This window comes from Candidatus Kosakonia sp. 282A-S69, from assembly GCF_029433855.1.
Classification (GTDB): domain Bacteria; phylum Pseudomonadota; class Gammaproteobacteria; order Enterobacterales; family Enterobacteriaceae; genus Kosakonia; species Kosakonia cowanii_A.
Genome location: NZ_JAROAU010000001.1, coordinates 666,094 through 680,813, shown reverse-complemented (window position 1 = coordinate 680,813; position 14,720 = coordinate 666,094). Strand labels below are relative to the sequence as shown.

9 protein-coding genes are annotated in these 14,720 nt (G+C 57.7%); 2 read left to right on the top strand and 7 right to left on the bottom strand.

The window, feature by feature from the left end:
* Positions 1 to 84 precede the first annotated feature (84 nt).
* The gene (locus PU683_RS02935; RefSeq protein ID WP_277170024.1) at positions 85 to 1,194 is read left to right on the top strand and encodes an SDR family oxidoreductase; all 1,110 of its coding nucleotides are present in this window, start codon (positions 85 to 87) and stop codon (positions 1,192 to 1,194) included.
* Between the two features lie 51 nt (positions 1,195 to 1,245).
* On the opposite strand, the gene eno is transcribed toward PU683_RS02935, so the two are convergent.
* From eno to rlmD, 5 genes are all read right to left on the bottom strand, one after another.
* The gene (eno, locus tag PU683_RS02930) at positions 1,246 to 2,544 is read right to left on the bottom strand and encodes a phosphopyruvate hydratase (RefSeq protein WP_277170023.1); all 1,299 of its coding nucleotides are present in this window, start codon (positions 2,542 to 2,544) and stop codon (positions 1,246 to 1,248) included.
* Positions 2,545 to 2,621: 77 nt separating this feature from the next.
* Complete coding sequence (pyrG, locus tag PU683_RS02925; protein ID WP_277170022.1) at positions 2,622 to 4,259, bottom strand: glutamine hydrolyzing CTP synthase; 1,638 nt, start codon at positions 4,257 to 4,259, stop codon at positions 2,622 to 2,624.
* A gap of 352 nt (positions 4,260 to 4,611) precedes the next feature.
* Positions 4,612 to 5,403 (bottom strand): nucleoside triphosphate pyrophosphohydrolase, encoded by a 792-nt coding sequence (mazG, locus tag PU683_RS02920; protein WP_277170021.1) that lies wholly within the window; start codon positions 5,401 to 5,403, stop codon positions 4,612 to 4,614.
* A 59-nt stretch (positions 5,404 to 5,462) separates the two neighbouring features.
* Complete coding sequence (gene relA, locus PU683_RS02915; RefSeq protein ID WP_277170019.1) at positions 5,463 to 7,700, bottom strand: GTP diphosphokinase; 2,238 nt, start codon at positions 7,698 to 7,700, stop codon at positions 5,463 to 5,465.
* 52 nt (positions 7,701 to 7,752) lie between these two features.
* A complete protein-coding gene (gene rlmD, locus PU683_RS02910) occupies positions 7,753 to 9,054 on the bottom strand; it encodes a 23S rRNA (uracil(1939)-C(5))-methyltransferase RlmD (RefSeq protein WP_277170018.1) in 1,302 nt (433 codons plus the stop codon).
* A gap of 57 nt (positions 9,055 to 9,111) precedes the next feature.
* Between rlmD and barA the strand changes: the two genes are divergently transcribed.
* Complete coding sequence (barA, locus tag PU683_RS02905) at positions 9,112 to 11,886, top strand: two-component sensor histidine kinase BarA (protein ID WP_277170017.1); 2,775 nt, start codon at positions 9,112 to 9,114, stop codon at positions 11,884 to 11,886.
* A gap of 249 nt (positions 11,887 to 12,135) precedes the next feature.
* Here the strand turns inward: barA and PU683_RS02900 are convergent, their stop codons facing one another.
* Positions 12,136 to 13,278, bottom strand: a complete 1,143-nt coding sequence (locus PU683_RS02900; RefSeq protein ID WP_277170016.1) for a glycerate kinase — start codon at positions 13,276 to 13,278, stop codon at positions 12,136 to 12,138.
* An 87-nt stretch (positions 13,279 to 13,365) separates the two neighbouring features.
* A complete protein-coding gene (gene gudD / locus PU683_RS02895) occupies positions 13,366 to 14,706 on the bottom strand; it encodes a glucarate dehydratase (RefSeq protein WP_277170015.1) in 1,341 nt (446 codons plus the stop codon).
* Between the last annotated feature and the right edge of the window lie 14 nt (positions 14,707 to 14,720).

Below are 14,720 nucleotides of genomic sequence, written 5' to 3'. Positions count from 1 at the left end.
CTTTTTACGCCGCGCATTTATTTATCTGGCGTTTACTTTTCTGCTCCTACAATCCGCCCATTCAACCATAATGGGATAGCACGCATGACCACACTATTAATAACGGGCGCAACGGGTTTTCTGGGCGGGGCAGTATTAGAAAAAATCCTGCAGCGTAATGAAAAGGTCAATTTACTGTTGCTGGTGCGCGCCGCCGATCGCGAAACCGGGCTGGCGCGCATTGTCAGTAATATGCGCAAATTCAATCTCAGCGAGGCGCAGCTTGCCGCCCTCACCGCCGGGCAGATCCTTTGCGGTGATTTGGGCGAGCCGGAGAATTTTCTCGACGATCCGCGCCTTGATCACGTGACCCATGTTGTGAACTGCGCGGCGGTGGCGTCATTTGGCAATAATCCTCTGATCTGGAAAGTGAACGTGGAGGGGACGCTCGCCTTCGCGCGCCGGATGGCGCAGGTGACGGGCTTGCAGCGTTTCCTGCATGTTGGCACGGCGATGTCGTGTACCCCGGAGCCGGATTCGCTGGTGGCCGAGAGCGCAGAGTTCCGTGAAAACGCGGAGCACCTTGTGGCGTATACCCACTCCAAATCGACCATTGAGCAACTGATGCGACAGCACTGCCCGCAGCTGCCGCTGGTTATCGCCCGCCCCTCCATCGTGGTTGGCCATACGTGCCACGGCTGCCAGCCGTCGACCAGTATTTTCTGGGTCTTCAGTATGGGGCTGATGCTGCAAAAATTTATGTGCTCGCTGGAGGATCGCGTAGATGTGATCCCGGTTGATTACTGTGCTGACGCCCTGCTGATGCTGCTGGAGAAAGCGATAGCGCATGGGGAAGTGGTGCATATTTCCGCCGGAGAAGAGAACAGCGTGCGTTTTGCGGATATCGACAGCGCGATGGCACAGGCGCTGGAGAAAGCCCCCGTTGCCGATAACTACGCGCAGGTGAGCTATGAAACGCTGGTGAAGATGCGTCGTGAGCTGAAGACTATCTTCGGACCGTGCAATGAGCGCCTGATGCTGAAAGCGATGCGGTTATATGGTGCCTTCGCGACGCTCAACGTGCGCTTCAGTAACGATAAGTTGCTGAGCCTGGGGATGCCGAAGCCGCCGCGCTTCACCGACTATATCGCCCGCTGCGTGCAGACGACGCGCGGTTTGACCATACCGCAGCAGATGGAAGTCGATTTTAAGTAAAAAAAATGCCAGTCATTCGACTGGCATTTCTCTAAGACCAACGCGCAGGGATTATGCCTGGCCTTTGATCTCTTTACGACCGTTGTACGGTGCTTTTTCACCCAGGGCTTCTTCGATACGAATCAGCTGGTTGTATTTGGCAACGCGGTCAGAACGGCTCATGGAACCGGTTTTGATCTGGCCAGCCGCAGTACCTACCGCCAGGTCAGCGATGGTTGCGTCTTCAGTTTCGCCAGAGCGGTGAGAGATAACGGCAGTGTAGCCCGCATCTTTCGCCATCTTGATTGCAGCCAGGGTTTCGGTCAGAGAACCGATCTGGTTGAATTTGATCAGGATGGAGTTAGCGATACCTTTTTCGATACCTTCTTTCAGGATCTTGGTGTTGGTCACAAACAGATCGTCGCCAACCAGCTGGATTTTGTTGCCCAGCACTTTGGTCTGGTAAGCAAAGCCGTCCCAGTCAGATTCGTCCAGGCCATCTTCGATGGAGACGATCGGGTACTGTTTGGTCAGCTCTTCCAGGAAGTGAGTGAACTCTTCAGAGGAGAAAGCTTTGTTGCCTTCGCCAGCCAGCACATATTTGCCGTCTTTGTAGAATTCAGACGCTGCGCAGTCCATCGCCAGGGTGATGTCTTTGCCCAGCTCGTAGCCTGCTGCTTTTACCGCTTCAGCGATAACTGCCAGCGCTTCGGCGTTGGAGCCCAGGTTCGGCGCGTAGCCGCCTTCGTCACCTACAGCGGTGTTCATGCCTTTAGACTTCAGCACTTTCGCCAGGTGATGGAACACTTCAGAACCCATGCGGATCGCTTCTTTAACGCTTGACGCGCCAACCGGCTGGATCATGAATTCCTGGATGTCGACGTTGTTGTCAGCGTGCTCGCCGCCGTTGATGATGTTCATCATCGGAACCGGCATGGAGTATTTGCCCGGAGTGCCGTTCAGTTCAGCGATGTGCTCGTACAGCGGCTGGCCTTTAGAGGCAGCAGCAGCTTTCGCAGCAGCCAGGGAGACGGCGAGGATTGCGTTCGCGCCGAAGTTGGATTTGTTCTCAGTACCGTCCAGATCGATCATGATCTTATCGATGCCAGCCTGGTCTTTGGCATCTTTGCCAAGCAGCGCCTGAGCAATCGGGCCGTTAACCGCGCCAACCGCTTTGGTTACGCCTTTACCCAGGAAACGGGATTTGTCGCCATCGCGCAGTTCCAGCGCTTCGCGGGAACCAGTGGAAGCACCTGACGGAGCGGCAGCCAGACCAACGAAACCACCTTCCAGGTGAACTTCTGCTTCAACAGTCGGGTTACCACGGGAGTCGATGATTTCACGACCGATGACTTTAACGATTTTGGACATTAGGTTTTCCTCAGTACAAGTTAAACTAAAACTCCAGACAACAATGCACCCGTCGGGGTGCACTGTCTTTGTATATTTTACTTCGCCTGGCGCTTTTGATACTCGCTGGCGGCTTTCACAAAACCGGCAAACAGCGGATGTCCGTCACGCGGCGTAGAAGTAAACTCCGGGTGGAACTGGCATGCAACGAACCACGGATGGTTCGGCACTTCGATGATCTCGACCAACTGATCATCCCCGGAACGACCCGCAACACGCAGGCCCGCAGCTTCAATCTGTTTCAACAGCATATTGTTGACTTCGTAGCGATGGCGATGGCGCTCAACAATCGTTTCTGAGCCATAGAGCTGGCGAACCAGGCTCTCATTGCTAAGCTGGCACTGCTGCGCGCCGAGGCGCATGGTGCCGCCGAGATCGCTCTTCTCAGAACGCTGTTCAACGTTGCCCTCTTCGTCACGCCACTCGGTGATCAGCGCCACAACCGGGTACTTACAGTCTGGCACAAATTCCGTGGAGTTGGCGTTCTCCATCCCGACCACATGGCGCGCATACTCAATCAACGCAACCTGCATACCCAGGCAGATGCCGAGGTAAGGAATATTGTTTTCACGCGCAAAACGCGCGGTGGCGATCTTGCCTTCTACGCCGCGGTAGCCAAAGCCACCCGGGATCAAAATAGCATCGAGGCCTTTGAGGATCTCAACGCCGCGCGTCTCCACATCCTGCGAATCAATCAGCTTGATGTTGACGGTTACGCGGTTCTTCAGACCACCATGTTTCAGCGCTTCAATCACCGATTTATAGGCATCCGGCAATTCGATGTATTTGCCGACCATACCGATAGTGACTTCGCCCGACGGATTCGCTTCCTGGTAAATGACCTGCTCCCACTCGGCGAGATTCGCTTCCGGGCAGTTCAGGCTGAATCGTTTACAAATATAATCGTCCAGCCCCTGAGATTTCAACAGGCCCGGAATTTTATAAATGGAATCGACGTCTTTCAGAGAAATCACAGCTTTTTCTGGAACGTTACAGAACAAAGCAATTTTCGCTCTTTCGTTGGCCGGAACGGCGCGATCGGAGCGGCAAATCAGGATATCTGGCTGAATACCGATGGAGAGCAGCTCTTTCACGGAGTGCTGAGTCGGCTTGGTTTTCACTTCACCGGAAGCGGCCATATATGGCACCAGCGTCAGATGCATGTAGAGGGTGCGCTCGCGGCCCACTTCTACCGCCATCTGGCGGATCGCTTCGAGGAATGGCAGGGATTCGATATCACCCACGGTACCGCCGATCTCAACCAGCGCAACGTCGTGGCCTTCGCCGCCGGCAATAATGCGCTCTTTGATGGCGTTAGTGATATGGGGGATAACCTGCACGGTCGCACCGAGATAGTCACCGCGGCGCTCTTTACGCAGCACCTCGGAGTAGATACGGCCGGTGGTGAAGTTGTTGCGACGGGTCATCTTGGTGCGGATAAAACGCTCGTAGTGACCCAAATCAAGATCGGTTTCTGCGCCATCTTCGGTAACGAACACTTCACCATGCTGGATAGGGCTCATTGTGCCCGGATCGACGTTGATATACGGATCCAGTTTCATCATGGTGACCTTGAGGCCACGGGCTTCAAGAATAGCTGCCAGGGAGGCTGCGGCAATGCCTTTACCCAGAGAGGATACGACCCCGCCGGTCACAAAAATATAGTTCGTTGTCATGCTGAACCTGAGAAGTTAGGTTTAAAAGACGGTGGAATAACCAGGACGGGAAAGCAGTATACCGGATGATGAGTTGCGCCACAAACTTTCATTCCCCCTCCTCTTCGTTCTTCAGGCCGCATTAGCGTTAGCTTTCTTTGCTGACGCCGCTTGTACAACAATTCTGAACGTCCGCTGATTCGTGCTGTTGCCGCCCGGAAGCACGCTGGATGAGCCGAAGCGGCGTTAGCGGAAACGTTTCAACAAACGTAATGAGTGTGAAAATAGCCCCTTTCCAGCAAATGTTTTTGACGCAAATCAAGCGCTTGCTATTTAAAAAATCACACAAATCGCGCTTATTACCACAAATGCCTTAAAGATCATGTTCCTGGCGCTTTACCTGCTGCCAGATAGTTTCCATTGTTTCCAAATCTACGCCGGTCATTTCCAGCCCACGCGCCTGCACCAGACGTTCAACTTCGCGAAAGCGACGCTCAAATTTGAGGTTCGCTTTTTGCAGCGCCACTTCCGCTTTGACGCCCAGATGCCGGGAGAGATTTACCGTCGCGAAAAGCAGATCGCCCATCTCCTCTTCCACGCGCGCCTGATCGACAACCGCCTGTTTGGCTTCGTCCATCACTTCATCGATCTCTTCATACACTTTGTCGAGCACCGGACCGATGGTGGTCCAGTCAAAACCGACGGTTGAGCAGCGCTTCTGGATCTTATGGGCACGCATCAGCGCCGGCAGGCTGTGGGGAATATCATCCAGCGCCGAGTGCTGCGCTTTCTCTGCCCGCTCGGCGGTTTTGATCTGCTCCCAGCGCTCAAGCACTTCTGCGCTGTTACCCGCCTGTGCATCGCCAAAGATATGCGGGTGTCGGCGCTCCAGCTTGTCGCTGATAGCGGCGCAGATATCGTTGAAGTCAAAACGCCCCTCTTCCTGTGCCATCTGCGCGTAGAAGACCACCTGGAAGAGCAGATCGCCCAGCTCGCCGCGCAGATCGTCGAAGTCTTCGCGTGAAATGGCGTCGAGCACTTCGTAAGTCTCTTCCAGCGTATAGGGCGCGATGGTGGCATAAGTCTGCTCTTTGTCCCACGGGCAGCCGGTTTGCGGGTCGCGCAGCCGTTGCATGATCCCGAGCAGACGCTCGATTTGTGTCATGAAAAATCCTTGCTAAAAAGCGATCCTCCCCTGCCGGAGAGGATCGGGTGAAGAGACGATCAGCCGCCGTGCAGGCGGCGGGCGTCAATAACGTCAGGCACCTGATTCAGTTTGCCAAGCACGCGGCCCAGCACCTGCAGGTTGTAGATCTCAATATTCATATCGATGGTCGCCAGCTGCTCGCGGGTATCGCTGCGGCTGGCAACGCCCAGCACATTGACCTTTTCATTGGCGAGAATGGTCGTGATATCACGCAGCAGCCCGCTGCGATCGTTTGCCGTGACGCGCACCACCAGCGAGTAGCCCGCCGAGTAGCTTTCGCCCCACACGGCATCAACGATGCGCTCCGGTGCGACATTGCGCAGCTCTTCCAGCTGATCGCAGTCGGCGCGGTGAATCGAGATACCGCGCCCCTGGGTGATAAAACCGACGATTTCGTCGCCCGGGATGGGCTGGCAGCAGCGCGCAATGTGGTGCATCAGGTTGCCGACCCCTTCGACCACCACGCGACCGTTATCTTTACTGCGGTTCTGCGGCGCATAGGTTTTCTGCTGCAGCTGCTTGAGCGCAGCGGCATCCTGCTCCTCGGCGCTCGGCTTGTTGAACTGCGCCTGCAGGAAGTTGACCATCTGGTTGAGGCGAATATCGCCGCCGCCAATCGCCGCCAGCAGCTCGTCCAGCTCGTTGAAGTTGTAGCGCGGCAGCAGGTGCTTTTCTGCCTCTTTCAGGCTGATACCGAGGTGCGCCAGCTCGTCGTCGAGGATCTGGCGACCGGCAAGAATGTTCTTGTCGCGATCCTGCTTGCGGAACCAGGCGTGAATTTTCGAGCGCCCGCGGCTGGTAGTGACATAGCCGAGGTTCGGGTTGAGCCAGTCGCGGCTGGGGTTCGGCTGCTTCTGGGTGATGATCTCAATCTGATCGCCCATCTGCAGCTGATAGGTAAAGGGCACGATGCGACCGCTGATTTTCGCGCCGATGCAGCGGTGACCAACATCGCTGTGAATATGGTAAGCGAAATCCAGCGGCGTGGAGCCAGCGGGCAGGTCTACCACATCCCCTTTTGGCGTAAAGACGTAGACCCGGTCATCAAAGACCTGGCTGCGCACCTCGTCGAGCATCTCGCCGGAGTCTGCCATCTCCTCCTGCCAGGCGATCAGCTTACGCAGCCAGGCGATGCGATCTTCATGGGCGGAACGCGCACCCGTCGCCGTCGCGGTGCCCTCTTTGTACTTCCAGTGCGCGGCAACGCCGAGTTCGGCATCTTCGTGCATCTGGCGGGTACGGATCTGGATCTCAACGGTTTTACCGCCCGGCCCCAGAACAACAGTATGGATGGACTGGTAGCCGTTCGGTTTCGGGTTAGCGACATAGTCGTCAAACTCATCCGGCAGATGGCGATAGTGGGTATGCACAATCCCCAGCGCGGCGTAGCAATCCTGCAACCGTTCAGCGACGATACGCACGGCACGGACATCAAACAGCTCGTCGAATGCGAGGTGCTTTTTCTGCATCTTGCGCCAGATGCTGTAGATATGTTTCGGGCGGCCATACACTTCGGCTTTCACGCCTTCGGTCTTCATCTCGGCGCGCAGGTGGCCGACAAACTCATCAATGTAGTGTTCGCGATCGATGCGGCGCTCGTGCAGCAGTTTGGCGATGCGTTTGTACTCTTCCGGGTGCAGGTAGCGGAAGCAGTAATCCTCCAGCTCCCACTTCAGCTGACCGATACCTAAGCGGTTCGCCAGCGGCGCGTAGATGTTGGTACACTCTTTCGCTGCCAGTACGCGCTCATCTTCCGGCGCATCTTTCACTTCGCGCAGATGGGCGATACGTTCAGCGAGCTTGATGACCACACAGCGGAAATCATCCACCATTGCCAGCAGCATGCGGCGGACGTTATCCACCTGTTCGGAGGAGACGGAATCGGTATGAGTCGCTTTTAACTGGCGGATGGCGGCCATGTCGCGCACGCCGTGGATCAGCTCAACCACCGCTTTACCGACGTTTTCACGCAGCACCTCTTCGCTGACCACTTCCGCATCGGCGAGCGGAAAGAGCAACGCGGCGCGCAGCGTGTCGGTATCCATACTCAGCATCGAGAGGATCTCCACCATCTCGATACCGCGTGAAAGCAGGATCTCCGCCTGCGGATGCCCTTGAGTTTGACGCAGACAATAAGCCCAGGTTTCGGTTAAGCGTTCACACGACGGCTGACTGGTAATGCCCAGACTGGCGATCCATTTGGCCGGATCGAATTCACCCGCTTTGTTCAAATGCGCACTGCGTACCGCAACCATTGTCCTCTCCTTTCAGGGACCGGGCCTGCCGAATTCGGCAAGCCGAAATTAATTATTTGTGTTTCACAAACAACACCATCGATTCCAGGTGGCCAGTGTGCGGGAACATGTCCAGCATCGCCAGCCGCTCAATCTGGTATCCCGCACTCAGCAGCGCTTCACTGTCGCGTGCAAGCGTGGCGGGATTACAGGAGACGTAAACCACCCGGCCCGGCGACAATTTTAGAATATGCTGCATGACACCCGCCGCCCCCGCACGCGCAGGGTCGAGCAGAACTTTGTCAAACCCACGGCTCGCCCACGGCTGTTTTGTAACATCTTCCTCCAGATTTTCATGAAAGAATGTCACATTGTGCAAACCATTCTGTTGTGCGTTCTCCTGCCCCTTTGCCACCAGTTCAGCAACGCCCTCCACGCCAACCACCTCTGCTGCGCGCTTCGCCAGCGGCAACGTGAAGTTTCCCATCCCACAGAAGAGATCGAGAATGCGGTCCTGCGGCTGCACATCGAGCCACGCCAGCGCGCGGGCGACCATCTGCTGATTTACGCCATCATTGACCTGGATAAAATCCCGCGGGCTGAAGTGTAAGGGTAGCCCGTCAGAAGCGTAGCAGGGAGTCTGACCAGTGATCTGCTCAACAATATCGCTTTGCGGCGCGAGATAAAGCGCAAGATGATGGGAATGCGAAAAGCGTTCCAGTTTTGCTCTGTCGGCGGCGTTTAACGGCGCGGTGTGGCGCAGCACCATCAGCGGACCATTATCCGCCTCGACCAGTTCGACATGCCCTAACTGGCGAACGCCGCTTAATTCAGCCAGGCAGTCGCGCAGTGGCGTGAGCAGTGCTTCAAGACGGGGCACCAGCACCGGGCATTGTGTGACATTGACGATATCGCTCTCGCCCGCTTTGCGAAAACCCATTTCCAGACGCTGCGCTTTCGGCTGCCAGCTCAGGCTTAAGCGTGCGCGGCGGCGGTATCCCCACGGCTCGCCGGCGATAACATCGTCTACGTCCTGCTTCATCAGGCGCGCCAGCGCGGCGCGTTTGCTGCGCTGTTGCAGCTCAATGCTGGCGTGCTGCTGCTGGCAGCCGCCGCAGACGCCAAAGTGCGGGCAGCGCGGCGCTACGCGCTCCGGGCTGTCGTTCAGGCGACGGCTCACTTCGCCGCGGGCAAACTGGCGCTTCTCCTCTTTGAGGATAATTTCCGCCCTCTCTGCGGGTAACAAACCGGGAATAAACAGCGCTTTACCATTATGACGCGCCACCCCCTGCCCAAACGGGTCAAGGTCGTTTACTGTTACGGTTATTTTTTGACGAGTCGTCACTCGTCGTTTTGCAGAGTAGAATTGCGCCATTGCGGTGAAAAATCTCAATTACTGATCAATGGGCCCATTCTCCCATAACGGAATTCCATGACCAACTACAGCTTGCGCGCACGCATGATGATTCTGATTCTGGCCCCCACCGTGCTTATCGGTGTGCTGCTCAGCATCTTTTTTGTTGTGCATCGCTATAACGATTTGCAGCGTCAGCTTGAAGACGCCGGTGCCAGCATTATTGAGCCGCTGGCCGTCTCCAGCGAATACAGCATGACGCTGCAGGATAAAGACGCCATCGGCCAGCTGATTAGCGTCCTGCATCGGCGTCACTCCGATATCGTGCGGGCCATCTCGATCTACGACAATAAGAACGCGCTCTTCGTCTCATCGAACCTGCAACTGGAGGGCGACTCCCTCAAGCTGCCCGCTAATCAGCCCATTCCGCGCAAGCTGAGCGTCACCCGGCGCGGCGATGTGATGATCCTGCGCACACCGATCCTCACCGAAGGGTTTGCACCCGCCAGCTCTTCGCTACCGGCGGATAAGATCACCGACAATCTGCTCGGCTATGTGGCGCTGGAGCTGGATCTCAAATCGGTACGTTTGCAGCAGTACAAAGAGATCTTTATCTCCAGCCTGATGATCCTCTTCTGTATCGGCATCGCGCTGATTTTCGGCTGGCGGCTGATGCGTGATGTCACAAGCCCGATCCGCAATATGGTCAATACCGTCGATCGGATCCGCCGCGGCCAGCTCGATAGCCGCGTCGAAGGGTTTATGCTTGGCGAGCTGGATATGCTGAAAAACGGCATTAACTCAATGGCAATGTCGCTGGCGGCCTATCACGAAGAGATGCAGCACAACATTGACCAGTCGACCTCCGATCTGCGCGAAACGCTGGAGCAGATGGAGATCCAGAACGTCGAACTGGATCTGGCGAAAAAACGCGCTCAGGAAGCGGCACGCATCAAATCCGAGTTTCTCGCCAATATGTCCCACGAGCTGCGTACGCCGCTGAATGGCGTGATTGGCTTTACCCGCCTGACGCTGAAATCGGAGCTAAACCCTACCCAGCGTGACCACCTGCTGACCATTGAGCGTTCAGCCAATAACCTGCTGGCGATCATCAATGACGTGCTCGACTTTTCCAAGCTGGAAGCGGGCAAGCTGATTCTGGAAAGCATCCCCTTCCCGCTGCGCAGCACGCTGGATGAGGTGGTGACGCTGCTGGCGCATTCGGCCCATGACAAGGGGCTGGAGCTGACGCTGAATATCAAAAACGATGTGCCGGATAACGTGATCGGCGATCCGCTGCGCCTGCAACAGGTGATCACCAACCTGGTCGGTAACGCAATCAAGTTTACGGAAAACGGCAATATCGACGTGGTGGTGGAGAAGCGCGCCATCAGTAATAACAAAGTGCAGGTGGAGATGCAGATCCGCGATACCGGCATCGGCATTCCGGAGCGCGATCAGTCGCGGCTCTTCCAGGCGTTTCGTCAGGCGGATGCCAGCATTTCGCGTCGCCACGGCGGCACCGGGCTGGGGCTGGTGATCACCCAGCGGCTGGTCAATGAGATGGGCGGCGATATCTCTTTCCACAGCCAGCCCAATCGCGGATCGACTTTCTGGTTCCATATCAATCTCGATCTCAACCCTAACGCCATCAGCGAGATGCAGCCGACCCGCTGTCTGGTCGGCAAGCGCCTGGCCTATGTGGAGCCGAATGCGACGGCGGCGCAGTGTACGCTCGATGTGCTGAGCGAAACGCCGCTGGAAGTGATCTACAGCCCGTCGTTTTCCGCGCTGCCGCAGGCGCACTACGACATGCTGTTGATGGCAATTCCAGTGACCGTACGGGAGCCACTGAGCATGCAGCATGACCGCCTGGCACGCGCCGCGGAAATGACCGACTACCTGCTGCTGGCGCTGCCGTGCCACGCGCAGGTTGACGCCGAATCGCTCAAACAGGATGGCGCAGCGGCCTGTCTGCTCAAACCGCTCACCTCTACGCGTCTGCTGCCTGCGTTAACCGAGTATTGCCGCATCACGAGGCAGGCTGAGCTCCCCGCGCCGGATGAGAGCAAATTGCCGATGTCGGTGATGGCAGTGGATGATAACCCCGCCAACCTGAAGCTGATTGGCGCCCTGCTTGAGGATCAGGTTCAGCAGGTGGAGCTGTGTGAAAGTGGCCTGCAGGCTCTTGAGCGCGCGAAGCAGATGCAGTTTGATCTGGTGCTGATGGATATTCAGATGCCGGACATGGACGGTATTCGCGCCTGCGAATTGATCCGCCAGCTGCCGCACCAGCAGCAGACGCCGGTGGTCGCCGTCACCGCCCATGCGATGGCCGGGCAGAAAGAGAAGCTGCTCAGCGCCGGGATGAATGACTACCTGGCGAAGCCGATTGAGGAGGAGAAGCTGCGTAACCTGCTGCTGCGCTATAAGCCCGGCCACAGCGTCGGCGCATGGCTGACGCCGCAGGAGCCGGAAACAGAGCAGGCGCCGCCCGTTATTACCGTGGATGATGAAACGACGCTTGACTGGCAGTTAGCCCTGCGCCAGGCGGCGGGAAAATCGGATTTGGCGCGCGATATGCTGCATATGCTGGTCGAGTTCCTGCCGGAGATCCGCAATATGGTCGAAGAGCAGCTGGTCGGTGAAGCGCCAGGCGGGCTGGCGGAGGGAATTCATAAACTGCACGGTAGCTGCGGCTACAGCGGCGTACCCCGCCTGAAAAAGCTCTGTCATTTGATTGAGCATCAGTTGCGCAGCGGCGTGCCCGCCGAAGATCTTGAGCCGGAGCTTCTCGAACTCCTCGACGAGATGGACAACGTGGCGCGCGAAGCGCACCGGCTGATTGGTTAAGTGCGATCCCATTGCCGGATGGCGCGTAAACGCTTATCCGGCCTACGCGGTTTCAGCGGCTTCGTGAACGTAGGCCGGATAAGCGCAAGCGCCATCCGGCAAAACCAGCCCCACAGGCATATCACACCCGTAGGCCGGATAAGCGCAAGCGCCATCCGGCAAAGCCAGCCCCACAGGCATATCGCACCCGTAGGCCGGATAAGCGTAAGCGCCATCCGGCAAAGCCAGCCATCCGGCATTCGGCAATGCTTACCGCAACGTCTGCCCCGCTTTTAACACCGCCGCCACATTGCGGGCGGTAAAGCGTACATTCTCCCCGGCGTTGGCTAATGCATCGTCGAGAGAACAGATGCTGTAAATCACGCTGAACACCGCGTCGATGCCGTGATCGTGCACCACGCCGACATCGGCGGTCAGGCTGCCGGCAATGCCGATCACCGGAATATCATACCGTTTGGCGACCCTTGCAACGCCGACCGGCACTTTGCCATGCACGGTCTGGCTGTCGATACGCCCTTCGCCGGTGATCACCAGGTCCGCGTCGGCCACGTGTTCATCCAGCGCCAGCGCATCGGTAACAATCTCAATCCCCTGACGCAGCCCGGCGCCGCAAAAGGCATATAACGCCGCGCCCATGCCCCCGGCCGCGCCGCCGCCGGGGAGTGTTAATACATCGCAATCAAGATCGCGGGCGATTATCTGCGCATAGTGCGCCAGCGCCTTATCCAGCCGCTCTATCATCGCAGGCGTCGCCCCTTTTTGCGGGCCAAAGACCGCTGAAGCCCCCTCTTTACCGGTAAGCGGATTGGTAACATCGCAGGCCACATCAATCCGGCACTGCGCCAGGCGACGATCCAGTTCACCAATATCAATGCGCGCCAGGCTCTCCAGCGCCGCACCGCCTGCGGCGATCTGCTTCCCCTGCTCATCAAGCAGCTTTGCGCCGAGCGCCTGTACCATCCCCGCGCCGCCATCGTTGGTCGCGCTGCCGCCAATGCCGATAATGATATGTTTCACGCCTGCATCCAGCGCATGGCGGATCAGCTCTCCGGTCCCCCATGAGGTGGTGATTAACGGGTCGCGCTTCGCCGGTGGCACGCGCTCCAGCCCACTTGCTGCCGCCATTTCAATAAACGCCGACTGCTCATCGCCAGAGAGGCCATAAAAGGCGTCGACCTCCTCACCGAGCGGCCCTTTGACCACCACTTTCACCACCCGCCCTTGCGTGGCGGCGACCATCGCTTCTACCGTCCCTTCCCCGCCGTCCGCCACCGGGATTTTCACGTACTCAGCGTCGGGATACACCTCGCTAAAGCCCGCTTCAATGGCGGTCGCCACCTCCAGGGCCGTTAAACTCTCTTTGTAGGAGTCGGGGGCGATGACAATTTTCATAAGCCGTCCTTACGCATATTCACCACGGTAAGCATACACCTTGCCGGCAGCGGGAAATGCCAGCCCCCGCAAGGAGTGGCAATTTCATTAACGCACCATGCAGGGACGCTTGTTATCAAATTTCCAGTCGGGGATCAGGTACTGCATGCCCATCGCATCGTCGCGCGCGCCGAGTCCGTGTTTTTGATACAGCGCGTTGGCCTTCATCACCTGATCCATATCCAGCTCAACACCGAGCCCCGGCGTGGTCGGTACCTGTACCATCCCGCCTTTGATTTCAAATGGCGCTTTGGTCAGGCGCTGGTTGCCCTCCTGCCAGATCCAGTGGGTGTCGATGGCGGTAATGTTGCCCGGCGCGGCGGCGGCGACATGGGTAAACATCGCCAGCGAAATATCGAAGTGGTTATTGGAGTGCGACCCCCAGGTGAGGCCAAACTCATGGCACATCTGCGCCACGCGCACCGAGCCCTGCATAGTCCAGAAGTGCGGGTCGGCCAGCGGGATATCGACCGATTGCAGTGACAGGGTGTGGCCCATCTGCCGCCAGTCGGTGGCGATCATATTGGTGGCGGTTGGCAGACCGGTGGCGCGGCGGAACTCCGCCATCACTTCACGCCCGGAGAAGCCCTGCTCGGCACCGCACGGATCTTCGGCGTAGGCGAGCACGCCTTTCAGCTGCTTGCCGATGGCGATCGCTTCATCCAGCGACCATGCGCCGTTCGGATCGAGGGTCACGCGCGCCTGCGGGAAGCGTTTTGCCAGCGCGGCGATCGCTTCTGCCTCCTCCATCCCCGCCAGCACGCCGCCCTTCAGTTTGAAGTCGTTAAAGCCATATTTCTCCCAGGCCGCTTCGGCGAGGCGCACCACGCGATCCGGCGTCATCGCCTCTTCATGGCGGATGCGATACCAGTCGCATGCGTCGTCGGGCTGGCTCTGGTAAGGCAGCGGCGTCTTTTTGGCATCGCCTACGAAGAAGAGGTAACCGAGCATCTCCACTTCGCTGCGCTGCTGGCCTTCGCCGAGCAGGGAGGCGACGTTCACGCCAAGATGTTGACCGAGCAGATCGAGCATCGCCGCTTCGATACCCGTGACCACGTGAATGGTGGTGCGCAGATCGAAGGTCTGCAGCCCACGCCCGCTGGCATCGCGATCGGCAAAGGTGTTGCGCACGCTGTTGAGCACGTTTTTGTATTCGCCCAGCGTCTTCCCGACCACCAGCGCGGCGGCCTCTTCCAGCGTCTGGCGGATCTTCTCCCCGCCGGGGATCTCGCCTACCCCGGTATGACCGGCGTTGTCTTTAATGATGACAATATTGCGGGTAAAGAAAGGCGCGTGCGCGCCGCTCAGGTTCATCAACATGCTGTCGTGACCGGCAACGGGAATAACCTGCATTGATGCCACAACGGGCGTGGAACTGTACGTACTCATATTGATCTCCTTTT

Coding starts and splice junctions, on each gene's coding strand:
- PU683_RS02935 (WP_277170024.1), top strand. CDS start 85: ATGACCACACTATTAATAACGGGCGCAACGGGTTTTCTGGGCGGGGCA.
- eno (WP_277170023.1), bottom strand. CDS start 2,544: ATGTCCAAAATCGTTAAAGTCATCGGTCGTGAAATCATCGACTCCCGT.
- pyrG (WP_277170022.1), bottom strand. CDS start 4,259: ATGACAACGAACTATATTTTTGTGACCGGCGGGGTCGTATCCTCTCTG.
- mazG (WP_277170021.1), bottom strand. CDS start 5,403: ATGACACAAATCGAGCGTCTGCTCGGGATCATGCAACGGCTGCGCGAC.
- relA (WP_277170019.1), bottom strand. CDS start 7,700: ATGGTTGCGGTACGCAGTGCGCATTTGAACAAAGCGGGTGAATTCGAT.
- rlmD (WP_277170018.1), bottom strand. CDS start 9,054: ATGGCGCAATTCTACTCTGCAAAACGACGAGTGACGACTCGTCAAAAA.
- barA (WP_277170017.1), top strand. CDS start 9,112: ATGACCAACTACAGCTTGCGCGCACGCATGATGATTCTGATTCTGGCC.
- PU683_RS02900 (WP_277170016.1), bottom strand. CDS start 13,278: ATGAAAATTGTCATCGCCCCCGACTCCTACAAAGAGAGTTTAACGGCC.
- gudD (WP_277170015.1), bottom strand. CDS start 14,706: ATGAGTACGTACAGTTCCACGCCCGTTGTGGCATCAATGCAGGTTATT.